The sequence below is a fragment of the Rhodococcus sp. NPDC079359 genome (assembly GCF_040702585.1).
Taxonomy (GTDB): domain Bacteria; phylum Actinomycetota; class Actinomycetes; order Mycobacteriales; family Mycobacteriaceae; genus Rhodococcoides.
Map to the genome: position 1 here is coordinate 520328 of NZ_JBFBLH010000003.1, position 24292 is coordinate 544619.

General features: G+C 66.0%; 19 protein-coding genes. 4 read left to right on the top strand and 15 right to left on the bottom strand.

Annotation, left to right across the window (positions count from 1 at the left end; translation table 11 throughout):
• Positions 1-19: 19 nt before the first annotated feature.
• The 11 genes from AB0362_RS10820 to AB0362_RS10870 all read right to left on the bottom strand — a co-directional run bounded on the left by AB0362_RS10820 (position 20) and on the right by AB0362_RS10870 (position 11543).
• Positions 20-991, bottom strand: a complete 972-nt coding sequence (locus AB0362_RS10820; RefSeq protein ID WP_366235576.1) for an LLM class F420-dependent oxidoreductase — start codon at positions 989-991, stop codon at positions 20-22.
• Between the two features lie 9 nt (positions 992-1000).
• Positions 1001-1801 carry an SDR family oxidoreductase gene (locus tag AB0362_RS10825; RefSeq protein WP_366235577.1) on the bottom strand — a complete coding sequence of 267 codons (801 nt, stop codon included), beginning with the start codon at positions 1799-1801 and terminating at the stop codon, positions 1001-1003.
• A 29-nt stretch (positions 1802-1830) separates the two neighbouring features.
• On the bottom strand, positions 1831-3630 hold the full coding sequence (locus AB0362_RS10830) for a glycoside hydrolase family 15 protein (protein ID WP_366235578.1): 1800 nt from the start codon (positions 3628-3630) through the stop codon (positions 1831-1833).
• Positions 3627-4319 carry an HAD family hydrolase gene (locus AB0362_RS10835; protein WP_366235579.1) on the bottom strand — a complete coding sequence of 231 codons (693 nt, stop codon included), beginning with the start codon at positions 4317-4319 and terminating at the stop codon, positions 3627-3629. The genes AB0362_RS10830 and AB0362_RS10835 overlap by 4 nt, the downstream gene beginning before the upstream one ends.
• An 80-nt stretch (positions 4320-4399) precedes the next feature.
• Entirely contained in the window at positions 4400-4873 is a 474-nt protein-coding gene (locus tag AB0362_RS10840) for a DNA starvation/stationary phase protection protein (RefSeq protein ID WP_068054046.1), read from the bottom strand.
• Positions 4874-5008: 135 nt separating this feature from the next.
• Positions 5009-6541: a catalase gene (locus tag AB0362_RS10845; protein WP_283347339.1), complete on the bottom strand. Its 1533-nt coding sequence runs from the start codon at positions 6539-6541 to the stop codon at positions 5009-5011.
• A 91-nt stretch (positions 6542-6632) separates the two neighbouring features.
• Positions 6633-7067, bottom strand: coding sequence for a Fur family transcriptional regulator (locus AB0362_RS10850; protein ID WP_366235580.1), 435 nt, complete (start codon positions 7065-7067; stop codon positions 6633-6635).
• 45 nt (positions 7068-7112) lie between these two features.
• Positions 7113-7754: an acetoacetate decarboxylase family protein gene (locus tag AB0362_RS10855; protein WP_317785287.1), complete on the bottom strand. Its 642-nt coding sequence runs from the start codon at positions 7752-7754 to the stop codon at positions 7113-7115.
• Positions 7754-9445, bottom strand: a complete 1692-nt coding sequence (locus AB0362_RS10860) for a GMC family oxidoreductase (RefSeq protein ID WP_366235581.1) — start codon at positions 9443-9445, stop codon at positions 7754-7756. Before AB0362_RS10860 ends, AB0362_RS10855 begins: the two co-directional genes overlap by 1 nt.
• Positions 9442-10950 carry an NAD(P)/FAD-dependent oxidoreductase gene (locus tag AB0362_RS10865; protein ID WP_366235582.1) on the bottom strand — a complete coding sequence of 503 codons (1509 nt, stop codon included), beginning with the start codon at positions 10948-10950 and terminating at the stop codon, positions 9442-9444. The genes AB0362_RS10860 and AB0362_RS10865 overlap by 4 nt, the downstream gene beginning before the upstream one ends.
• Complete coding sequence (locus AB0362_RS10870; RefSeq protein WP_366235583.1) at positions 10947-11543, bottom strand: TetR/AcrR family transcriptional regulator; 597 nt, start codon at positions 11541-11543, stop codon at positions 10947-10949. The genes AB0362_RS10865 and AB0362_RS10870 overlap by 4 nt, the downstream gene beginning before the upstream one ends.
• Before the next feature lie 373 nt (positions 11544-11916).
• On the opposite strand from AB0362_RS10870, the gene AB0362_RS10875 reads away from it, so the two are divergent.
• Positions 11917-12831 (top strand): polysaccharide deacetylase family protein, encoded by a 915-nt coding sequence (locus tag AB0362_RS10875; protein WP_366235584.1) that lies wholly within the window; start codon positions 11917-11919, stop codon positions 12829-12831.
• 254 nt (positions 12832-13085) lie between these two features.
• Here AB0362_RS10875 and AB0362_RS10880 read toward each other — a convergent pair whose 3' ends face one another.
• Complete coding sequence (locus tag AB0362_RS10880) at positions 13086-15044, bottom strand: HNH endonuclease signature motif containing protein (protein ID WP_366235585.1); 1959 nt, start codon at positions 15042-15044, stop codon at positions 13086-13088.
• 36 nt (positions 15045-15080) lie between these two features.
• A complete protein-coding gene (locus AB0362_RS10885) occupies positions 15081-16889 on the bottom strand; it encodes a multicopper oxidase domain-containing protein (protein WP_269596779.1) in 1809 nt (602 codons plus the stop codon).
• Between the two features lie 116 nt (positions 16890-17005).
• On the opposite strand from AB0362_RS10885, the gene ugpC reads away from it, so the two are divergent.
• A complete protein-coding gene (ugpC, locus tag AB0362_RS10890) occupies positions 17006-18076 on the top strand; it encodes a sn-glycerol-3-phosphate ABC transporter ATP-binding protein UgpC (RefSeq protein ID WP_094670568.1) in 1071 nt (356 codons plus the stop codon).
• Positions 18077-18125: 49 nt separating this feature from the next.
• On the opposite strand, the gene AB0362_RS10895 is transcribed toward ugpC, so the two are convergent.
• Positions 18126-19148: an aspartate-semialdehyde dehydrogenase gene (locus tag AB0362_RS10895; RefSeq protein WP_068054019.1), complete on the bottom strand. Its 1023-nt coding sequence runs from the start codon at positions 19146-19148 to the stop codon at positions 18126-18128.
• A gap of 3 nt (positions 19149-19151) precedes the next feature.
• On the bottom strand, positions 19152-20417 hold the full coding sequence (locus AB0362_RS10900; RefSeq protein WP_269596777.1) for an aspartate kinase: 1266 nt from the start codon (positions 20415-20417) through the stop codon (positions 19152-19154).
• Positions 20418-20577: 160 nt separating this feature from the next.
• Between AB0362_RS10900 and AB0362_RS10905 the strand changes: the two genes are divergently transcribed.
• Both AB0362_RS10905 and leuA read left to right on the top strand, forming a co-directional pair.
• Complete coding sequence (locus AB0362_RS10905) at positions 20578-22254, top strand: FUSC family protein (RefSeq protein ID WP_366235586.1); 1677 nt, start codon at positions 20578-20580, stop codon at positions 22252-22254.
• Between the two features lie 151 nt (positions 22255-22405).
• The gene (gene leuA, locus AB0362_RS10910; RefSeq protein WP_068053950.1) at positions 22406-24217 is read left to right on the top strand and encodes a 2-isopropylmalate synthase; all 1812 of its coding nucleotides are present in this window, start codon (positions 22406-22408) and stop codon (positions 24215-24217) included.
• Positions 24218-24292 lie beyond the last annotated feature (75 nt).

A 24292-nucleotide genomic window follows, 5' to 3' on the forward strand; every position in this document is an offset into this window, starting at 1 on the left:
GGCCTCGTGAAACGTCGAGTCAGCTGGACGCAGCGCGCAGTTTCTCCAAAAGCGGGCCTGCGGCCTCGGCGAGGAAGCGCTCCTGGGTCTCGTCGCCCACCTGCACGAGTGCGATGTCGGTGTACCCGGCCTCCCAGTACGGCTTCACGGCCTCGACGATGGCGTCCAGGTCCGGTCCACACGGAATCGTTTCGGCCACATCCTCTTTGCGTACGAACTTGGTCGCTCCGGCGAATCCAGCCGTCGTCGGCAGATCGGCGTTGACGGCCCAACCGCCCGCGAACCAGCGGAAGCGATCGTGCGCGCGATCGACGGCCGCGTCCTTGTCCGGATCCCAGGAGATCGGGATCTGTCCGATGGACCGCGCCGGGCCCTCGTGGTTGTCCGACCATGCCTTGACGAGATCGGCGTCGGGCTCGGTGGCGATGAGGTGATCACCGTACTCGGCGAATCGCGCGACGGCCTTCTCGCCACCGGCTGCGATGCCGATGGGCACGCCGCCCTCGGGCAGGTCCCAGATCCGGGCGGAGTCGACGCGAAAGTGCTTACCGTCGTACGTGACCAAGCCACCGGCGTGCAATGCCCTGATGATCTCGAGCGCCTCGACGAACATGTCCTGCCGCTTGTCGATGGACGGCCAGCCCTCGCCGACGACGTGCTCGTTGAGGTTCTCACCGCTGCCGAGGCCGAGGGTGAAGCGGCCGTCGGCCAGGATCTGCATCGTCGCAGCCTTCTGCGCGACGACGGCCGGGTGATACCGGATGATCGGGCATGTCACGTACGTCATGAGCTCGACGCGTTCGGTGGCCTGAGCCACCGCGCCCAATGTGGTCCAGGCGTAGGGCGAGTGCCCCATGGAGGACAGCCACGGCGAGTAGTGATCGCTGGCGACCTCGAAATCGAAGCCGACTCTCTCGGCACCGACTGCGTACTGCACCAGCTCTTTCGGGCCGCTCTGCTCGGTCATCAAGGTGTATCCGAAATTGGTCATGCGTGTCTCCTAGATAGTTGCGACGGAACCGGCGTCGACTCGGTAGTTCGATCCGTTGACGAAGGACGCGCGGTCCGAGCACAGGAACGTGATCACCGAGGCGACTTCCTCGGGCTCGCCACGGCGTCCGAGCTCCATGTACGGACGCTCCTCGTCGAGGAAGCTCTCGATGGCACCGTCGCGGTCGGTTCCCTTCTCCTCGGCGCGCTTGTCCATCATCGCGTCGGTCATCGGGGTGTGAATGAACGCGGGAGAGACTGCATTGACCAGCAGTCCCTCGGACGCATAGCTGCGCGAGAGCCCCTTGGCGAGGGCCAGCACGCCGGCTTTGGCTGCGCAGTAGGGCAATTCGTCGTCGTACGGCTGCACGGCGTCCTCGGAGGTCAGCAACACGATGCGTCCCCAGCCACCGCGGCGGAGTGCGGGCAGAAATGCCCGCAGTAGCCGGACCGGCCCCATCAGGTCGATGTCGAGGGTGGAGCGCCACCCCTCCTCGTCGATCTCGTGGAACAGCCCCTGCGCTCCGGTCACTCCCGAGGACTGGACGAGAATGTCGATGTCGCCCACTGCCTGCTGCGTCCGTGCTGCCAGGTTCTCGACCGCGTCGGTGTCGGTCACGTCCGCGGCGAACGCGAACAACTGCCCCTCCGCTGCGCCGAGTTTCGCTGCGGCCTCGTCGAGCGAGGTCTGATCCTTGTCGCTGATCACGACGCGAACACCCTCGGCCAGCAGCATTTTCGCGGTGTGCCAGCCGATACCGGAGTCTGCTCCGGTGACCAATGCTGTCCTACCGTTGATTCCCAAATCCATTGAATCCCACCTTGTGTAAGAGATCGCGGTCAGGCTGTGGCGTCGTGCGAGCGCGCAATGGTCAGCGCCGCATTCACCAGGGCCAGGTGGCTCAAGCCTTGTGGGAAGTTACCCAGAAACGATCCATCCGAAGCATCGATCATTTCGCTGTACAAACCGACGTCGTTGGACAGCTCCACCAGTTGGTCCATCAAAGCTGCGGCTTCGTCGTCTCGGCCGACGCAGGACAGCGCCGACACTCGCCAGAAGGCGCACGCCACGAAGGTCACTTCTTCCTTCGAGACCCCGCTGTAGCGGTACATCAACGGACCGGCACCGAGTTCTTCGACGAGCGCATCGATGGTGGACGAAAGGCGTTCTCCCCGATCGAAATCCATCTCGGCCGCGAGCAGTACCGACGCATCGAGACCGTCGGCACCCGGGTACGCCAGGTAGGCCTGCCGCTCGTCCGACCAACACTCGGTCTCGATGTAGAGCCGGATGCGCTCCTTCTCGGCCTTCCATCGATCCGGTATCCCCGGGATCTCGCCGGCTTCCGCCAGGTGCACGGCGCAGTCGAGCGCCTGCCAGCAACCGAGCTTGGAGCTGGTGTAGTGCTGTTCGTCCTCGAGCTCCCAGATCCCGGCGTCCTTGCGCTGCCACGAATCGCAGGCCTCGTCGGCGATGGCGGCCAATAGACGCCCCGTCTGCGCGTCCAGGATGTTCCCCGCGTCGACGTACTGCCGGATGATGGAGAACAGGTCACCGAAGATCATCAGCTGGAGCTGATCCGCGGCAGCGTTGCCGTTGACCACCGGCCCGATGCCTCGCCAGCCGGGAACGTCGGGTTGTTCCGTGCCACCGGGCAATTCACCGCCGAGGGTGTAGAAGACGTTGACCAACGGATCGTTGACTCGGATCACTTTCAGCAGCCATGCCACAGCAGCATGGATCTCCTCGCGAAGGCCGAACCGTTGCAGCGCACGGATGGTGTACGCGGCGTCGCGAACCCACGCGTAGCGGTAGTCCCAGTTCTTGCCACCGGTCCTGTTCTCGGGCAGAGAGGTGGTGGCAGCGGCAGCGATGGCACCGGAGGGGCTGTGCAGCAACAACTTCAGAGCCAGCGCGCTCCGCGCCACATGCTCCGACCACGGCCCCTGGTACGAGAACTCGTCGGACCACACGCGCCAGTTGGCGATCGTCCGGTCGATCCCCTCGTCGAGGTGCTGCGGATCGGGCAGGGGCAACGGCTCGTTCTCCGTCCCGACGACGCCCAGCACATGCCGAGAATCCGGGCGGGCGGTGAACACACCACCGATGTCGCGGTCCGCGACGTGCACCTCCTCGATGCCCAGAGTCCGCACGGCCAGGGTCAATCCGTCGACCCGCAGCACGGTGCCGTGCTCGGTGTCGTACGCCCACGGCGACGCGATGCCGAGCATGGTGCCCGGCGCCACGGACCACGACAGCTCGACGTTGCCGTCGAGACCCTCGACGCGGCGGGCCAACTCTACCCACGGAAGACGCCCGGCGACACCGGTGTTCAGCGAGTCGGTGACTCGGACGGTGCCGGTGTCGGTACGGAACGTCGTGCTCAGCACATTTGTCCCGGGGACGAATTCACGCTGGACGGTGAACTCCTCCAGCGGCGTCAGCTGAATGTATCCACCGTTCCCAGCGTCGAGCAACGCTGCGAACGGCGGCGGCGAATCGAGGTTCGGAACCGGAAACCAATCGATCCGGCCGTCGTCGGCGATCATCGCCACGGTGCGGCCGTCACCGATGGCACCGTAGCTCTCGATGGGGACATAACCGTCGACCCTGGGGTGCGGCTTGCGGAACTCGCTCAAGCACTTGCCTTTTCATCGGAGTAGAAGGGACTGTCCTCGATGTTGGCGAGCAGATCGGCGGGGTCGTCGAACACTGCTACCGCCCCCGCGTCGAGCAACTCCCCACGTGAGATGCCGCCACTGCGAACACCGATGGCGCGTACACCCGCGCGACCGGCCGACTCGATGTCCCAGACGCTGTCGCCGACCATCACCGCCTTGGAGGCCTCGACACCGGCCCGTTCGAGTGCAACCGCGACGATGTCGGGCTCCGGCTTGGCTACGTCGGCGTCCTCGCCGCTCGTCACCACGGCAACCGAGTCTTCGACGTCGAGCAGATCGCGCAACGTCGACAGTTCGCTCTCCGGAGCCGAGGTTGCAAGCACCACGGTGATGCCGCGAGAGTTCAAGTCCGCCAACAGTTCACGGGCACCCGGCAGCACTTCGAGATCCGCCGAGGCAGCAGCGTAGTACTCGCCGTGCAGCTTCTTCGCTTCGTGGGCAAGCGCGCTGTCCGAGGAACCGACGAGCGTCTCGAGCAGCTTCGACCCGTCCATCCCGATGCAGCGGTGAACACGCCAGGAAGGAACAGAACCACCGGCCTCACGAAACGCGCGCGACCACGCGTCGACGTGCACGTAGTTGGAATCGACGAGGGTGCCGTCGATGTCGAGCAGGACCGCGTCGACCGTCGGCTTGGAAACAGGCATGGTTTTCGGATACCCGGGGGTGGTGCAGGCAAACAACAGGCCCCCCGCTGTGCGCGAGGGGCCTGTCGGGTGGGAAAACGTCAGCTGGCCTGGGCCTGCCACATCCAGTGCAGCTGCTCGAGCCGAGCCGTGATGCCGATGAGCAGGTCCTGGGTCACCGGATCGGCTTCACCGGTGTCGGCGATGCGTCCGCGAAGACGCTCCACGACCGCGGCGAGGTTGTCGACTACGGCCGGGACGACTTCGCTGTCCTTGGTCCATCCGGCACCGAAGCCCTTGGTTCCTGCCGTCGAGGAGACGGTGGCTGCGCGGCCATCGGGGCTGACGCCGATAGCCGTGGCGCGCTCGGCGGCCTGATCGGTGAATTCACGTGCGGCCGTGACCAACTCGTCGAGCTCGAGGTGCACCGACCGGAAGTTCTTGCCGATCACGTTCCAGTGCGCCTGCTTGGCGATGAGCGAAAGGTCGATGAGATCGACCACAGTTCCCTGAAGCGCGTCGCCGGCAATCTTCTGCTGGCCTGCGTCGAGGGTGCTGGTGATGGGGTTCGTCATGATGTGGCCTCCCTGCCGTTGGACGACGGTATGCATCGCACACCATTATTGTTCTTTCGTCTGTACTGCACAACGGCAGGTCGACCCGCGTTGTTCCGGATCGGCGTCACATCCGCTGTGACGCCGATCCCAACATCAGACCTTGGCTGCTTCGTCGGCAGGATCGTCGATTGCGCCTGCACCCGTGGTCGGTGCGGTCTCGTTCTGCTGCGACCGAACGCCTTCCTCGACCTTCTTACCGAGCTCGGGATCGACGTTGGTCCAGTACTCGAACACGCGGCTCAGAACGGGCTCGCTGACGCCGTTGAGGACGTGCCCCACGATGTTCCCGACGAGGCGCTCGCGCTGCGCGTCGTCCATGACCTCGCGGACCAGGGCTCCCGCTTGCACGAAGTCGCCGTCCTCGGGATGCTCGATGTACCCGGTGCGCACGAAGCGGGGCTCGAAGTCCCATGCTCCGTCGTCGCCGTACTTGTTCGTGTCCGCCGACGGGCCGCCGAACGAGTTCGGCGCGTAGACGGGCGTCTCCGGGGAGTTGAACGAGTACCGCATGTTGCCGTCCTTGGAGTACGAGTTGACCTCGGACTTCGGGGCGTTGACCGGCAGCTGCGCGTAGTTCGCTCCGATGCGGTACCGGTGCGCGTCGGCGTAGGAGAAGACGCGGCCGAGCAGCATCTTGTCGGGGCTGAAGCCGATGCCGGGCACGGTGTTGGACGGCTCGAACGAGCTCTGCTCGATCTGCGCGAAGAAGTTCTCCGGGTTGCGGTTCAAGGTCATCTTGCCGACCTCGATCAACGGGTAGTCCTTCTGCGACCAGACCTTGGTGAGGTCGAACGGGTTGTACTTGTAGTTCTCGGCCTCGTCGTACGGCATGAGCTGCACCTTGAGGGTCCAGCTGGGGAAGTCGCCGTTCTTGATGGATCCGAAGAGGTCCTGACGGTGATGATCGGGGGACGTACCCGCAACCTCGTCCGCCTTGTCCTGCGTCAGGAAGTCGATGCCCTGATCGGTCTTGAAGTGGAACTTGACCCAGGTCTTCGTGCCGTCCTCGGCGATGAGCTGGTACGTGTGCGAACCGAACCCGTCCATGTGGCGGAACGACTTGGGGATACCCCGGTCGCCCATGAGCCACGTCACCTGGTGCGCCGACTCGGGCGAGAGGGTCCAGAAGTCCCACTGCATGTTGTTGTCGCGCAGACCGGAGTCGGGCATGCGCTTCTGGCTACGGATGAAGTCCTGGAACTTGATCGGGTCCTTGACGAAGAAGATCGGGGTGTTGTTGCCGACCAGGTCCCAGTTGCCTTCCTCGGTGTAGAACTTCAGCGAGAATCCGCGCGGGTCACGCCAGGTATCGGGGCTACCCTGCTCGCCGGCGACGGTGGAGAAGCGCGCCAACATCTCGGTCTTGGCACCGGGCTGCAACGCCTTCGCCTTGGTGTACTTGCTGATGTCCCCGGTGATCTCGAGTTCACCGAACGCGCCTGCGCCCTTGGCGTGCACGACGCGCTCCGGGACCCGCTCGCGGTTGAACTGCGCCATCTTCTCGATGAGGTAGTGGTCGTGGAGAAGGATCGGTCCCTGCGTCCCGGCGGTCAGCGACTGATCGTCGCTGGGGACGGGGATTCCCGAGTTGCTGGTGGTCGGCTTGTTGCTGATCGGCTTGGTCATACGAAGCCTCCTGAAGGGCTGAATAGAGTCCGAAGAGGGCTGCTCTTCGAAAAAGCTGTGAAACCGAGCGGCCGTACGCTGGACCGCAATGTCAGACGGAATGCCTCGTGCAGTCGCCGCACAAACCCCAGAGCACGATTTCGGCCTCGTCGACGACGAATCCGTGCGTGTCCCCGGGTACGAGGCACGACGACGCTCCGACGGCGCAGTCGACATCGGCCACCACGCGGCACTCTCGGCACACGAGGTGGTGGTGATTGTCCGCCGTACGGCTCTCGTACAGCGCGGCCGAGCCGGCGGGTTCGATGCGACGGAGCAAACCTGCATCGACGCAGGCCCTGAGCACGTCGTAGACGGCTTGAGTCGACACCGAACCACCGTCCTCACGGACGGCGGCAGCGATGTCGTCGGCGTCCGAATGCGGTCGGGCTGTGACCGCATTCAGAACTGCAACTCGGGGTCCGGTGACGCGGAGACCGACCGAGCGCAACTGCGCTACGGGGTCGACGCGTTCGGTGAGCTGCATGTACTCCAGTATGCCCCTAATCTGGACTAAGTCAAGAAAAGGGGATCACGGCTGGCCGACCAGGTGCGCTTCACCCGTCCGCATCGAACCCGACACGATCTGCAAGCCGAAATACGTGCCCGACGGCATCCAGCGACTCAGCGTCGGGCCCTTCGCGTCCACCTCGACGCGCGCCAACCTGGCTTTGCCCTTCAAGCTTGCGGTGGCGATGGCCGAGCCGCCGGACACCGGCTGTGCGAAACCGAGGGATCCGAGCATCGGGAACTGCGGTCCCACGGCGCGGGACGTCGTCCGCACCGACCATTCGTCGCCGCTCACCCCGGCCTCGCCCAGCACGTCACCCTCGAACTCGGCCAGCACCTTGGGCAGGTGCCAGTTGGTCCGGCCGCCGTGGACCGAAGTCGCGGAATCGACGGCGATGAACGGCACCGACATCCGCGGAACGCGTCCGACATCGCGGCGCAGCACCGGGCTCGCCAGGATCTCGCGGTACGGGCCGACCGGTGAGGTGACGTAGTCGACGACCATCGCCATCGTGATCGGCAACGTCTTGGCACCGACAGGTGCGAAGTCCGACGAACGGGCCCGATGCCACCAGATCGTGGCCCGCACGTTCGCCGGCCACGGCGCTGCCGGACTGACCGGCCAGTCGGTGCGATCGGTATCGGATTCGGTGACACTCCACATCAGGAATCCCTCCCCACGACGGTCAGGGGAAGCCGCAGGGCACCCGGTGCCGATACCGGTACCACCGGCTGCACGGGCTGAGTGGGTGCGACCTCCTGATAGCCCGAGCCCACCGCGGGTCGCCGATCGGGCTCACCCTTGTTGGGCCACAACGCCATTGCTCGCTCGGCCTGGGCGGTGATCGTCAGGGACGGATTGACGCCGAGGTTGGCGCTGACGGCAGAACCGTCGAGCACGTGCAATCCCTCGTAGCCGTAGACCCGCTGGTAACCGTCGATCACGCCGGTCTGCGGCGAGTCGCCGATCGCGCAGCCACCGAGGAAGTGCGCGGTCATCGGAATGTTGACGATCTCGGCGATCGATCCGCCCGGGTCACCGCCGATCTTGTCCGCGAGCAGGCGAATCGCCTCGTGCCCCTGCGGAATCCACTGCGGCGGCGGATCACCCGCGCCGGGCCTGCTGGTGAGGCGACGCCCGAACGGCCCCTTCTTCGATCCGAGCTCGAGGGAGTTGTCGTCGGTCTGCATCACCAACGCGATGACGGTTCGCTCCGACCAACGATGCACCGACAGGCTCCGAACGGCAGCGCCGGGGTGACGCAGCGCGACGCCGAGTGTCTTGAGCACGCGCGGCATCTTCCCGCCACCGTCGCTGAGCACGGTCTGCAGCAGGCCGATTGCGTTGCTGCCCTTGCCGTATCGCACCGGCTCGATGTGCGTGTGATCGTCCGGGTGGAACGAGGACGTGATGGCCACGCCCTCGTGGTAGTCGACCTCACGGCCGCGAGCGGTCGCGGCGAGCACGGCCTCGGAGTTGGTGCGCACCAACGAGCCGATCTTGTCCGACAGTCTCGGCAGCGAGCCCTTCTCCTTGGCCGCGAGCATCAGCTTCTGAGTGCCGTAGGTGCCGGCCGAGAAGATCACCTGATCGGCGGTGATCGTCTTCTCCTTGCGACGCAGCTTGCCACCGGTCCGACGCGTCACCACGTCGTAGCCCGCGCCGTTCGGCCGCACGTCCACGACGGTGGTCAACGGAAGAACATGCGCGCCTGCGTGTTCGGCGAGGTACAGGTAATTCTTGACGAGGGTGTTCTTCGCGCCGACGCGGCAGCCGGTCATGCACGCTCCGCATTCGGTGCAGCCGGTGCGCTCGGGCCCGGCACCGCCGAAGAACGGGTCGGGCGCGGTGCGGCCGCGATCTCCGAAGTACACGCCCACCGGGGTCGAGGTGAACGTGTCCCCCACCCCCATGTCCTCGGCCACCTCTTTCATCACCTTGTCCGAGGCGGTGATGGTCGGGTTGGTCTCGACGCCGAGCATCCGGCGGGCCTGGTCGTAGTACGGATTCAGCTCGCGCTGCCAATCGGTGATCGAACCCCACTGCGGGTCCTCGAAGAACTTCGCCGGCGGCTGATACAGCGTGTTCGCGTAGTTCAGCGAACCGCCGCCCACACCCGCACCGGCCATCACCAGCACATCGGGCAGCAGGTGGATACGTTGCACCCCATAGCAACCCAACGCCGGAGCCCACAGATACTTGCGCAACCGCCAGCTGGTCTTCGGCAGCTCGTCGTCCTCGAACCGTCGACCGGACTCGAGAACCGCCACGCGGTACCCCTTCTCGACGGCCCGCAACGCAGCAACGCTGCCGCCGAAACCGGAGCCGATGATCAATACGTCGTAGTCGCTCATGCGGATACCACCTCGTTGTCTGAGTCGAGAGCGTCGGAGACGAGCCGATAATTCGGCACGTCGAACTCGCGCGTCTTGTTGCGGAACCGGAATGTGTAGGTGGGCCACATCGTGGAGTTGCGGCCGTTGGCGTCGAGGTACCAGCTCGAGCACCCGCCGGCATTCCACACGGTGCCGTCGAGCGCGGAATCGACCCACGAATTGTGTTGCCGCTGAGCGGATTCGTTGACCTCCACGGCCGCGATCCTGCGATCCTTCATCGCGTGCAGCGCGGACACCACGTAGTTGGCCTGCGACTCGAGCATGTAGACGATGGAACTGTGCCCGAGATTGGTGTTGGGGCCGTACATCAGGAACAGGTTCGGGAAGCCGGCGACGGTGGTGCCGAGATGCGCCTGCGGGCTACCGCCCCAGTGCTCCGCGAGCGTCCGACCGTCGTTGCCGCGCAGCAGATGCGACACCGGCGGCTCGGTGGGGGTGAACCCCGTCGCGAAGATGATGGTGTCCACCTCGTGGTTGCGGCCCGAGGCGTCGACGACGCCGTTCTCGGTCACCGACGTCAGCCCCGACGTGACGAGGTCGACGTCCGGCCGGTCCAGTGTCGGCAGCCAATCGTTGGACAGCAGAAGCCTTTTGCAGCCGGGCGCGTAGTCGGGCGTCAGCGCCGCACGTTTCACCGGGTTCTTGACCTGACGCTTCAGATTCGATTTCGCGAACACCTTCACCGCGGGCAGCAGCCACGGGTTGTCCGCCAGCACGGTCACGTAGGCCTCGCGGTAGCCGTAGATGACACCGCGAACCGCGCGGTGCGCCAGAGGGATTCGCTCGTACAGCGTGCGCTCGAGCCGGCCGATGGTGCGGTCCAGGCGCGGAATCACCCACGCGGGGGTGCGCTGAAAGACGGTGAGCCGCTCGGCCCGGTCGACGATCTCGGGGACGAACTGCACCGCAGACGCACCGGTGCCGATCACGGCGACCCGCTCGCCGGTGAGGTCGTGCTCGTGATTCCAGGTCGCGGAATGGAACACGGTGCCCGAGAACGTGTCGATGCCGGGGACGTCCGGGATCTTCGGAGTGGACAACGCCCCGGTGGCAGCAATCAGAACACGCGCGCTCGCCGAACCCTGCGACGTCTGCACCGACCAACGCTTGTTCACCTCGTCCCAGGTCGCGGACTGCAATTCACAGTTCGTGACGATGCGATCGTTCAGGTCCAGACGATCCACCACCGAACGCAGGTAGTCGAACAATTCGGGCTGACGCGCGAAGGTGTGACTCCACTTGGGGCTCGGGGCGAACGAGAACGAGTACAGCGAGGTCGGCACGTCGCATGCACACCCCGGGTAGGTGTTGTCTCGCCACGTGCCACCCACGTCGGACGCGCGCTCGATGACGGTCACGTCGGCGGTCGGGTCGGCGGCGAGGATCTTCGCCACCGCGGCCAGGCCTGCGAAGCCGGCTCCGACCACCAGCACGTCGAGCTGTTCGGGGAGAGTTGCGTTCACGAATCCATCACCTTTTCGGACCAGACGGGAAGGAGCCGCCCGCGCAGCTGCGCGTCGGCTTCGGGAGTGCGGAACAGCGCCGAGACGGCCAGCCCGCGGGCGAGTTCGACACTGAGCTCGATGGATTCGGGGGACATCCGGCTACCCATGACGATCTGGGCACCGCCCTGAATGGCCTCGGCGACGCGCCGCTCCAAGGGGATCATCGCCTCGTGCAGCGCCGGGTCGGTACGGGCAGCCACCCAGAGCTCGAGCGCGGCGTAAAACAGGGGCCCGGAGAATGCGTCGGCGAGGATCTCGGGTCCCCGCTCGGGGTCCGGTTCGGCTTCGAGGATCTCCGAGAGACGACGATCGACGAGATGCTCGACGGCCGCGATCAGCAAGGATTCCTTGGTCGGGAAGTGGTGCAGCTGCGCTCCCCGCGAGACACGGGCACGCCGCGCGATCTCCTGGGTGCTGGTCTTGGCGAAGCCCAGTTCGACCAGGCAATCGATCGCGGCGTCGAGCAGCTTCGCCCGAGTGCCCGCGGTGCGTTCGGCCTGCGTCCGGCGCTCGGTGGGCGCTGAGTCGTCGAGCCCTGTGTCGGTAGTCACACTTCGCACAGTAGCGCTAAATCAACAAACAGTCCAGCCTGACTTTAAGTTCGCCTCGGGAAGCAGTCGGTCTGGATCTCACCGGTTGTCCGGAAAGTCGACTGGACTGTGCGCACCACTTTCCAAGCCATTTCCACTGTCTCGGTTCTACGATCCGGTCGGTTCGACCTGCTTTAGCCGCACGAATGGTGCATCGAAGCAGACGAAAGAGGGCCGATGACAATCTCTACCGTCGCTGTTCGTGGGGCCGCATGCGCAGTCGTGGTGATCCACGCGTTCACCTCGGCCGGCTGCAGCAGTGGCTCCGACTCGGCGACCGCAGACAAGCTGGCACCACAGTTTGCGCTGATCGACCATGGGCAATTCTGTCGCCATGCCCCTCGCTTCTCATGGCCGCTTCGACTACTCCCCCATCGGCGATCGCCCACAGTTCGAGTGGCCGGGTGGGGCGCGCCTCGCGGTGTACGTGGCAGTCAACTGCGAGCACTTTCCGTACGACGACGGAGGGCCAGGGCTGGGCTACACACCCGGGATGGATCAGCCGAACACCTACAACTGGGGTTGGCGCGAGTACGGCAACCGCGTCGGCGGCTTCCGGATCGCAGAGACGTTGCACCGGAGTGGAGTTCGCCCGACTTTGCTGGTCAACACCGAGGTGTACGACCATGCGCCGCAGCTGGTCGACGCCTTCCGCGCCCTCGATGCGGAGGTCGTCGCGCACGGACGAACGAACGCCGTGCAACCGAACGATCAAGACGAGGAAGCCGAACGACGCTTGATCGACGAGGTGACGACCGCCATCGAGCGCCACGAGGGAGAACCTCCTCGGGGTTGGATGAGCCCCGGTGCCAACCCCAGCCGAGTGACCGAGGACCTGCTGGCCGAACGTGGCTACGAATACACCTTGGACTGGCCCATCGATGATCAGCCGGTCTGGCTGAGGACCCGTGGTGGCCCCTTGCTCAGCGTTCCGTACCCGCACGAGGTGAACGACCTTCCGGTGTTCGTTCACCATCACCAGACCGCAGCGACGTTCGAGCGCAACATAATCGACAGTTTCGACGAACTGAAGGAGAACTCGGAACACCAACCCGTTGTGCTCGCGATCTCTCTGCACACGTTTCTTACCGGACAGCCCTACCGACTTCGCCGGTTCCGGTCCGCCCTGCAACACATGCTCGACAACAGCGACGGCGTCTGGTTCACCACACCGGGCGAGATCGCCACGCACTACCGCGGTCTCGTAGCTCCCTCGGACACCGGCCGTCGACCGCTGCGCGACCGATAGGCGACGGACAGTCCACCGCTGGTGCCGCCAGCGACCTGGTCCACATGGATGCCTACCGACTGTTGAAAGCCAGCCGGTCGTCGGTGAAAGCTCGGGCGGGCAGGAGAACTGCTGATGCGTGAGGTGCCTGGCCCGTCAGCGCTGATCGACAGCACCGTGCGCGTAGGGGGCCAGCCCGCCGAAGCCGCGCGGCTGGCGCACGGCTTCGAGAGAGGGAATGGCTTGGGCGGCCGAGTGGCGCGACTGATGTGTTGTCAGGCTGCGCGACGTTTTCGGCGGTGGTAGCTGGGGATGGGTTGTCGTGTGGGGTCGATGGATTCGGGTGGGATGGCGTAGGGGTGTCCGTCGTCGCCCATGAGCAGTTGCCAGTCGCCGTGGTGGACCAGGCGATGGCATTCCCCGCAGACCAGCGCGAGGTTGTTCAGGTCGGTGCGGCCGCCGTGTTCCCAGAATTTCACGTGGTGGGCTTGGCACCACTGTGCGGGGCGGCCGCACATCACGCAGCACCGATCGCGGATGGTCAGGGCGATGCGTTGGTCGTCGCTGGCGAGTCTGGTGCTGCGGCCGAGGGCGAGCGGGACGCCGTGGTGGTCGACGATGACCGGGGTGAGGTCGGCGTCGCAGGTGAGGAGTTCGGCGAAGGCGCGGCTCATCGGCCCGGTCCAGTCGAAGTGGAACGGCCAGTCGGCATCACCGGGGTCGGGTGCAGAATTCTGTCCGCGATGGTCACCGGCACCAGTGCTGGGACCGACACGATCGCCGCGGGTATCACCGTTCCATGAACCGTCGCCGGCACCGGCACTCTCACTCACCTGGTGACCGCCATCAGCGCCAGCCGCGGGAGGCGTTTCGGTATCGCCGGTCCGTGAGACGTCGCCGGCACCCGCGCCGCTCCCGCTGACGCGACGACCGTTGCCACGATCGGGACCGACGTCGGTATCGCGGGCTCGTGAACTGCCGCCGGCACCAGCATTGCTCCCGCTGACCCGACGACCAGTGCCACGATCGGGACCGGCCTCGGTATCGCGGGCTCGTGAACTGTCGCCGGCACCGCACCCGACGTAGTGACCGCCGTCAGCGCCCGCAACGGGACCCGCGTCGACATCACCGGTCCGCAAACTGTCGCCGGCTTCGGGACTCTCACTGACGTGGTGCCCGCCGTCAGCGCCGGCAACGGGACCCGTATCGGTATCGCCGGCCCGTGAGTCGCCACCGGAACCGTCTGTCGTCGAACCCGTTGTTGCGCTGTTCGATTGCGTGTGTCCGCGGTCGGCGAGCAGGTCCCGCAGCGGGACGATCAAGTGCACCGATGCCCGCGACCCGCCCGCCGATCCGCGGCCACCACCGCTCAGGTGCCGGTCGAGGATCCGATCGAGTGCATCCGCCCGCCGCTTCGACGGACCACGTAGATCGCGTTCACCTCCAGGGCCGGGCTGCGGCGCGGTCAACGCCGACAGCGCGGTGAGCAGCTTCTCGGCCAGGAGCCGGTCGACGTTGCCACCCATCTGGAAGCGGCCACTGGCAAGCGGGTGAACATCGAAACGGTTCAACTCCGGGTTCTCCGACACCGGTATCGGCGGCGGTCCAGCTGGAACAGGTTCGGGCCCAGCAGGTTCGGGCTCGCCCGCGCCACCTGCATCACCCGCGCCACCCGCGTCAGCTCGGCTCGCAGGGTCTCGCTCCCGTTCCCGCTCCTGTGTCCGCTCCCGTTCTTGTCGTTGCTTCTCGGCCTGCTCGTGGCGGGCTCTGGCGTCCTCGGCCGCGGAATGCGCCAGTGCCTGCGCGCGGGAGGCGACCTGCCCGGCGGTGCTGCGCATGGCGGTTTCGAGCAGTTCGGCGACGACAGCGTCGCGGCGTCGTTCGTCGAGGGTGGGGTCGGCGACCACCACGGTGGCGTAACCGTCGGCGATCGCCGAGGCGTGCGCGGCGTGGATATCGCCACCTGCGAGGGCACCCAACACGCTGGGCCGGTCGGTGAGCCACTGCCCCAGCTCCACCTGACGGGCCGCGGACCCGTCGGTGATACGCACCGATCGCGCGTACCACCGGGTGACCGACGAGTACCCGAGTTTCATGGCAAGACCGCGTCGGTCCATCTCCGCCAGCAGCGTCAATCTCGTTGCAGCGAGCTCACTTTCGAGGGAGGACACGCCAGCGAGCTCGGAGACCAAATCCTGGTCACCGAGCCCGAACACATCCCCCCATGTCTTCACACCACGAAAGCTATACCCACCCACCGACAAGCTTTGTCACGGAGCGACGGTGCGGTACCTGAGCATCATTTCGTGGTCCTCGTGATCGAGCATGTGGCAGTGCCACATGTACCCCTGCAGTTCGCCGCCCCCACCCATGTCGTGTCCACCGTGCTCGCCGCCGTGGTGCGCGGCCGGACCGGCGAAGGTGGCGTCGGGGTCGAAGCCGAGCTCGTCGGCCGTCGGGAATCTAACGAGGATCTGCGTGACGGTGCCCGGGTAGGTGTTGACGGTGTCCTTCCACCCGGCTTCCCACGCCGCAGGCGGCACCGACGGACCGGTGAGGAACTTCTCCACCGGCGGAGCCCATCTGGTACCGAATGTTGGCCTGGGGAAATCACGTTGGTAGGCGGCGAGGTCGATCGGGATGCGTCCCAGCGTCCGGAAGTGGGCCAGGTGCAGGTGAATCGGGTGCGGCTCCACCGTCGTGTTGACGATGTTCCACATCTCCACGGTCCCCTGCTTGGGCATCTCGATGTCCGGGTCCGAGTACCTCAGGTTGTTCAGGTTCATCAGAGTCATGTCCAGGTTGAGCCCGCCGGACGGCTGGTTGACGGTGACCGTTCGCGTGAATGTCGCGGTCGGCAACGGCGGCAACACATCCGGCTGTCCCTTGCCGCCGCGCAGCAACGTCGGCATACCGCCCCGGAACCCGGCCGCGGACGCGACGCGGAACTGGCAGAACATCGGCATCGGGACGGCTCCGAGGGACGCGGCCTGCGCCGGCGGCGGCTCGTCGTTGAGTAGTTCAACGAGAGCACCTGCCTCGACGGCACCGAAGTCGACGAGGATGTCGGCGCGCTCGGCCGGGGCGAGTCGGATGCTGGTGGCTTCCACAGGAGCGTCGAGCAATCCCCCGTCGTTCCCGATGACCCAGAAGCGAAGCCTGTTGGTGAAGAACAGGTTCCACACGCTGTACGACCCGGCGTTGACGACGCGCAGCCGGTACATTCCCCGGGCGACTTCCATCGTCGGCCAGATCTTGCCGTTGACGACGCCCACGTCTCCGGTGCCGCCGCCTTCCCATTTACCCTGCGGCACGGTGATATTGGAACGGATGCTCATGCTGCCGTCGGGGTTCATGATCTTTTCCTGCAGCACCAACGGCAGCTCGAACTCACCCGACGGCAGACCCAGCGCATTGTCGGACGTACCGGTGTCCCAACGGTCCCGCACGAGGTTCATGCCGAGCAGGCCCGCGTACACGTTGATGCGCGTCATCGACATGGCGTGATCGTGGTACCAGAGTCCCGCGGCGTCGTTGAGCCCCGAGAAGTTGTGCGTCATCGACTCCCCCGGGCGCACCAGCATTTCGGAGTGCCCGTCGCTCGCCGGTTCGGTGACGGCCCCGTGCAGGTGCAGCGCCGTCGGTGTCATCGTGCGGTCCATCTCGCTCATGCCGTGCAGCGAGGTGTCGATGTCGGCGGCGAGCGGGTTGCCCGCGGTGGTGTTGGAGTACTTGAGCGTCCAGGGCTGGCCGGTCTGCGACTCGATGGTGGGTCCGAGGTAGTCGCACTGGCCGTATCCGAAGGTGGGTGCCGGCCGTAGATCGGCGTGGAACACGTGGGTGGAGCTGTGCGCGTCCAACGTCACCTCGGTACCGCTGATCAGCGGCAACCTGGGCAGCTCGTCCCGGAAGGGCGTGAGGGGCGGTGAGTGGAACAGCAGGGGGCTCTGGCCACGAAGGAAGTCGTCGGCCATCGCGCGGCGCGTCGTCGACGCCACCGGGAGTGCAGCGGCACCAGCGGCTACTGCGGCGACGGCGAGCCCACGAAGGGCGGTTCGCCTGGACACAGATCCGCTCACCGAGCCTCCTCTCTCCTTGTTGTGATTGGGGCCATACTATGTGCCCGTCGGCTCCCGCCGTCACCCCACACTCGGATCGTCCGGCACGTTCCTGCCGGTGGAGGGATCTATCTGTCATGGCAACGATAACTTTCGAGCGCACCACCAGGCTGTTTCCGGGCTCCGACGCCCCCGCGGTGGACGAGCTCGACCTGCACATCGAGGACGGTGAATTCCTCGTTCTGGTCGGCCCGTCGGGTTGCGGAAAGTCGACGTCGCTGCGGATGCTCGCGGGGCTCGAAGAGGTCAATTCCGGTCGCATCCTCATCGGCGGCAAGGACGTCACCCACTCCGAACCCAAGGATCGCGACATCGCGATGGTGTTCCAGAACTACGCGCTGTATCCGCACATGACCGTCGCGGAGAACATGGGCTTCGCTCTCAAGCTGGCGAAGGCGAACAAGGACGACATTCGCACTCGCGTCGAGGAGGCCGCGAAGCTACTCGACCTCGAGCCGTATCTCGACCGCAAGCCCAAGGCGCTCTCGGGCGGCCAGCGTCAGCGAGTTGCCATGGGCCGCGCCATCGTTCGTCAACCCCAGGTGTTCCTGATGGACGAGCCCCTGAGCAATCTCGACGCCAAACTGCGGGTCCAGACGCGCACCCAGATCGCGCAGTTGCAGCGCCGGCTCGGGACGACGACGGTGTACGTCACCCACGATCAGGTCGAGGCCATGACGATGGGCGATCGCGTCGCCGTCCTGAAAGGTGGTGTGCTGCAGCAGTGCGCCACTCCGCGTGAGCTGTACCGGAAGCCGGTCAATGCGTTCGTCGCCGGGTTCATGGGCTCACCGTCGATGAATCTGTTCCGCGTCCCGGTCACCGACGGCGGCGTTCGCCTGGCCGATCAGGTGATACCGGTGCCGCGGCAAACTCTCGGCTCGGCCACCGAGGTGATGTTCGGCATCAGGCCCGAGCACATCGAGATCGCGAGCAGCGGAATCGCATTGGAGATCGACGTGGTCGAGGAACTCGGCTCCGAGGCGTTCGTGTTCGGCCGTGCAGACATCAACGGCCGCACCGAGACCATCGTCGCCCGGGCCGATTGGCGCAGCCCACCCGAGAAGGGAGACCGCGTTCACGTCCGGATCGACGACGCGCACGCGCACATCTTCGACGCCTCCGCCGAGGGTCACCGCCTGAACTGACCGTCGTGCGCGTTGTGCGTACCCCTGGGGACGCACAACGCGCACGACCTCAGACCAGCAGCTCGGCGATCTGAATCGTGTTGAGCGCGGCACCTTTACGCAGGTTGTCGCCCGAGACGAACAGGGCCAGTCCGCGTCCTTCGGGGACGCCCGGATCCTGGCGGATGCGGCCGACGAGGGAATCGTCCGCGCCTGCGGCCTGCAACGGCGTCGGCACGTCGACCAGCGAGACGCCCGGGGCGGAGGCGAGCAGCTCACGAGCGCGTTCCACCGAGAGCGGGTTGGCGAACTCGGCGTTGATCGACAGCGAATGTCCGGTGAACACGGGCACGCGGACGCAGGTGCCGCTGACCAGCAGGTCCGGCAGGCCGAGGATCTTGCGCGATTCGTTGCGCAGTTTCTGGTCCTCGTCGGTTTCGCCGGATCCGTCGTCCACCAACGCACCGGCCAGCGGCAGGACGTTGAAGGCGATGGGCGCGACGTACTTGTTCGGGGCCGGGAAATCCACCGACGAACCGTCGTGCACCAGCTTTTCGACGTCGCCGATGACGGCGCGCGCCTGGGTGGCGAGTTCTTCCACACCGGCGAGTCCGCTGCCGGACACGGCCTGGTAGCTCGAGACGATCAGGCGCTGCAGGCCTGCTTCGTCGTGCAGCACCTTGAGCACCGGCATTGCGGCCATGGTGGTGCAGTTGGGGTTGGCGATGATGCCGCGGGGCGGGTTCTTCGCATCCTCGGGGTTGACCTCGCTGACCACCAGCGGCACGTCCGAGTCCTTGCGGAACGCCGAGGAGTTGTCGATGACGGTGGCGCCTGCCGCGGCGAAGCGCGGTGCCTGCTCACGCGAGAGCGTGGCACCCGCGGAGAACAGTGCGATGTCGATTCCGGCGAGGTCTGCGGTGGAGGCGTCCTCGACGACGATCTCCTCGCCGCGGAACGGCAGCTTCTTGCCCGCGGACCTGGCGGAGGCGAAGAATCGAACGGTGTCGGCGGGGAAGTTACGCTCCTCCAACAGGGTTCGCATGACGGCACCGACCTGACCGGTGGCTCCTACGACTGCAACTGTGGTCATCGTCTATCGTCCTGTTCCTGCGTGTACGACGGCTTCTTCGTCGCCGCCCAGATCGAAGGCGGCGTGCAGCGCGCGCACTGCTTCGTCGAGCTGAGTGTCACTGCACAGCACCGAGATACGGATCTCCGAGGTGCTGATCAGGTCGATGTTGATGCCGGCGTCGGCGAGTGCCTCACAGAACGTCGCGGTGACGCCGGGGTGGCTCTTCATGCCTGCACCGACGAGGGAGACCTTGCCGATGTGGTCGTCGTAGAGCACCTGAGCGAAGCCGATCTCGGCCTGGAGCTTGGTGAGCTTCTCCACTGCCGTCGGGCCGTCGGCCTTGGGGCAGGTGAAGGTGATGTCGGTCTTGCCGGTGTCGATCTTGGACACGTTCTGCAACACCATGTCGATGTTGATCTCGGAATCCGCCACGGCGCGAAACACTTTGGCGGCGTAGCCGGGGGTGTCGGGCAGACCGACGACGGTGACCTTCGCCTCGCTGCGATCGTGTGCGACGCCGGTGAGAATTGCTTCTTCCACTGGAATGTCCTCCATAGATCCGGAGACGATCGTTCCGGGTTTCGTGGTGTACGACGAGCGCACGTGAACGGGAACGTTGTAGCGACGGGCATATTCGACGCAGCGCAGCATCAGCACCTTTGCGCCGCAGGCCGCCATTTCGAGCATTTCCTCGAACGAGACGGTCTCGAGGTGCCGCGCGTTGGGGACGATGCGCGGGTCAGCGGTGAAGATGCCGTCGACGTCGGTGTAGATCTCGCAGACGTCGGCGTTCAAAGCCGCGGCGAGTGCGACGGCGGTCGTGTCCGATCCACCGCGACCGAGCGTCGTGACGTCCTTGCTGTCCTGGCTGACGCCCTGGAAGCCGGCGACGAGAACGATCGAGCCCTCGTCGAGTGCGCTGCGCACGCGGCCGGGGGTGACGTCGATGATTTTGGCGTTGCCGTGCACGCTGGTGGTGACGACGCCTGCCTGAGAGCCGGTGAACGAGCGCGCCTCGGCACCGAGCGAGTGGATGGCCATCGCGACCAGAGCATTGGAGATGCGCTCTCCCGAGGTGAGCAGCATGTCCATCTCGCGGGCCGGCGGGGCCGGGCACACCTGCTGGGCCAGGTCGAGCAGTTCGTCGGTGGTATCGCCCATGGCCGACACGACCACGACGACGTCGTGGCCGGCCTTCTTGGTCTCGACGATTCGTTCAGCGACGCGTCGGATACGTTCGGCGGTCCCCACCGACGATCCACCGTACTTCTGGACGATGAGAGCCACGCGTGTTTACCTCCGCTGGATAGCCGACGATCACGAGAATGTCGGGGAAATGTTCCGGGGTCACCTTACCGATCCGGCACCCCGAGCAGTGTGCCGGGTAGCTCCGAGCTGGGACTTTAGGGCGGTTCGCCTGCGGATACGCCTGACCTAACATGTTCGGGTGACCCTTCCCGAGCACCGCCCACCCCCACCCCCGCGAGGTCTGCGGGTGCTCTTCGGGCTCCCTGCCGTCGGCCGCCGCTGGCCGGGTGGACTGCGCTCGGCTCTGGCATTCGGCATCCCCGCGATCGCGGCGTGGGTTCTCGGGTTCCACACCGAGGCCCTGCTGGTGGTCTCGGGAAGTTTCGCCGTCATCTACGGCGAGGGGCGTCCCTATCGTTCGCGTTGGTGGGTCGTCCTGACCGCGGGCGGCGCACTGGTGGCATCGGTGTGGCTCGGGGCGACGGCCGGGCAGGTGGCGCTCGATCTCGGAAGCACCGGGTGGGCGCAGATGATCCCGGTGACCCTGCTCTCGCTCCTCGCTCTCGTGGCGGTCTACGTCATCGCTGCGCTGCGACTGGGACCGCCGGGTGCGTTCTTCTTCGTGCTGGTGTGCGCGGTGTCGTCGTACATCCCCGGGGCCGGCATCGGCGCCGTTCACGGAGCGGTCTGCGCGGCGATCGGCGTGGCGTCGGCGCTACTGGTGTCGATGTCCGGGGTGCTGTGGGATCCGCGAGGACCCGAGCGCGAGGCCGTCGGAGCAGCGGTGGGCGCGATCGAGAAATACACGACTTCGCCGACGCCGTCTGCTGCGGATCGTCACGTCGCGGCCGCGCGTCTGCACGCAGCCTGGGCCGCCGTGTACGACGCAGGTGCCGCACGGTTGTCGTCGAGGCCGGTGCTGGTGCAGAGGCTGTTCGACGCCCATCGGGCGTTTGCGGCCACTACCTCTCGAACCATGGATGCAGACCAGGCAGTCGACTCGGTGCCGGATCAGCTGCCGCTCGCGAGGCCGAGCATCGCCTACCGGTTGCGGCGCTCGCTGCACCGGGATTCACACGCATCGTCCACGGCGATCAGGGTCTTCTGCGCGGCAGCGGCGGCAGGCGGGATCAGCGTCGCGCTGGATCTGAGCCGTCCGGACTGGGCGATCCTCGGTGCCGTCCTGGTACTGCAACAGGGTCCCGACCGGGTGCACGGCACGTATCGGGGCCTGCAGCGGCTCGGCGGAACCCTCGCGGGGGTGGCCCTGTTCTCCGCCATCTTCCTCTCGCCGCTGACCGGTCTGGCCGTCATCGTGGTGTTGATGGTGTTGCAGTTCGCGATCGAGGTCTCGGTGGCGCGCAACTACGGGTTGGCCGTCACGTTCATCACGCCGCTCGCCCTGCTGATGGGGACACTGACGCATCCGGGAGCTGTTCTGGAGGACATCGTCGCGGACCGGATCGTGGAAACCACGGTGGGCGTCGCTCTGGCCTTCGCTGCGCTGTGGTTGCTGCTTCCCGGGGCGTTCAGGCGCGCATTGCAGTGGTCCGACGGCCGAGTCCTGACGCTCAGCGCGGATCTGCTGACGGTCTTGCGCACCGAGGACGTGGCCGGATCGAGCGCTCTCACCGCCCGGCGCGACGTCCAGTTCGAGCTGGTCGGGTCCGCGTTGGCCGGTGCCGAGGCCGCACACAACGATCGGCGGTGGGCTCATCGGGTGTGGTCGCAGCATGCCGAGGTCGATCGCCTCGGGTACGAACTCCTCGCGCACTGCTGGACGATCACCGACGTCGGACGAATGAATGACATCGGGCACTGGCAGCGCAGAGTCGATGCAGCAACTGCAGAATTCCACTCGTCAACCCTGGGGTAGGCGGTCGGCGCGCGGTAGTACACTCAGCCCATGCTGCGAGCTCTCCTTCTTAACAGCCGCGACGGGGTCTGAGACCAGACTGGCTTCCCGTCGCGGGGTTCGTTGCGCCGGTCGAACACATTGCTCTGATCTGTACGGAGAGACGAAGACCATGTCACCAGCCGACGCATTCACCTCGGGAACTCGCACCATCACCCCGCCCTCGCGGCCCGCACCCAGCGACCAGCCCGCCTGGAACACCCAGAAGAACTCCTCGATGCCGACCTACCGTTACCGGCCGTTCGCCGAGGAGGTCGAGCACGTCACCCTTCCCGACCGCACGTGGCCGGACAAGATCATCGATCGCACCCCGCAGTGGTGCGCCGTCGATCTGCGCGACGGCAACCAGGCGCTGATCGATCCGATGAGCCCGGCCCGCAAGCGTCGCATGTTCGACCTGCTGGTTCGCATGGGCTACAAGCAGATCGAGGTCGGCTTCCCGTCGGCCAGCCAGACCGACTTCGACTTCGTCCGCGAGATCATCGAAGACGGTGCGATCCCCGACGACGTCACCATCCAGGTGCTGACGCAGTGCCGTCCCGAGTTGATCGAGCGCACCTTCGTCGCGTGCGAGGGTGCCCGCAGCGTCATCGTGCACTTCTACAACTCGACGTCCATCCTGCAGCGCCGGGTGGTGTTCCGGGCCGAGCGTGACGTCATCAAGAAGATCGCCACCGACGGTGCCCGCAAGGTCCTCGAAGAAGCAGCCAAGTTCCCCGATACCGACTGGCGCTACGAGTACTCCCCCGAGTCCTACACCGGCACCGAACTGTCCTACGCCAAAGAGGTGTGCGACGCGGTCACCGCGATCATCGATCCCACGCCCGCCAAGCCGCTGATCCTGAATCTGCCTGCCACCGTCGAGATGGCGACACCCAACGTCTACGCCGACTCGATCGAGTGGATGAGCCGCAACCTCGATCGCCGCGACAGCATCGTGCTGTCGCTGCACCCGCACAACGACCGCGGAACCGGTGTTGCCGCAGCAGAACTCGGATACCAGGCCGGTGCGGATCGCATCGAGGGCTGCCTGTTCGGCAACGGCGAGCGCACCGGCAACGTCTGCCTGGTCACGCTCGGGCTGAACCTGTTCACCCGCGGCGTCGATCCGCAGATCGACTTCTCCAACATCGACGAGGTCCGTCGAACCGTGGAGTACTGCAACCAACTTCCCGTCGCCGAGCGTCACCCCTACGGCGGCGACCTGGTCTACACCGCCTTCTCCGGCAGCCACCAGGACGCCATCAACAAGGGCCTGGACGCGATGAAAGTCACTGCGGACGAACAGGGCTCGGACATCGGGGACGTGACCTGGCAGGTTCCGTATCTGCCCGTCGACCCGAAGGACGTCGGTCGCACCTACGAGGCCGTCATTCGCGTCAACTCGCAGTCCGGCAAGGGCGGCGTCGCGTACATCATGAAGTCCGATCATGGACTGAACCTGCCGCGTCGCCTGCAGATCGAGTTCTCCCAGGCCGTCCAGCGCATCACCGACGGTGAGGGCGGCGAGGTCTCGCCCAAGGAGATGTGGGACGTCTTCGCCGAGGAGTACCTGACCCCGATCCGCCCCCTCGAGCGCATCAAGCAGTCGGTCATCGCGGCCGAGCACGACGGTGGCACCGACACGATCACCGCGACGGTCAAGGTCGACGGCGTGGAGCAGGAGATCTCCGGATCCGGCAACGGCCCCCTCGCCTCGTTCGTCGACGCACTGTCCACCATCGGATACGACGTCAGCGTCCTCGACTACTCCGAGCACGCCATGTCCGCCGGCGACGACGCCCAGGCCGCGGCCTACGTCGAGGCCTCGGTCACCTCACCCGCCGGTGTCGCCACCACCGTCTGGGGCGTCGGCATCGCGACCTCGATCACCACCGCATCACTGCGCGCGGTGGTCTCGGCCGTGAACCGTGCACTGAAATAGGTTCTCTGCTCGACGGCACGCCGCCCACTCGCTTCGAGTGGGCGGCGTGTCACTTGTCCGGAGCGACCTGTCCGG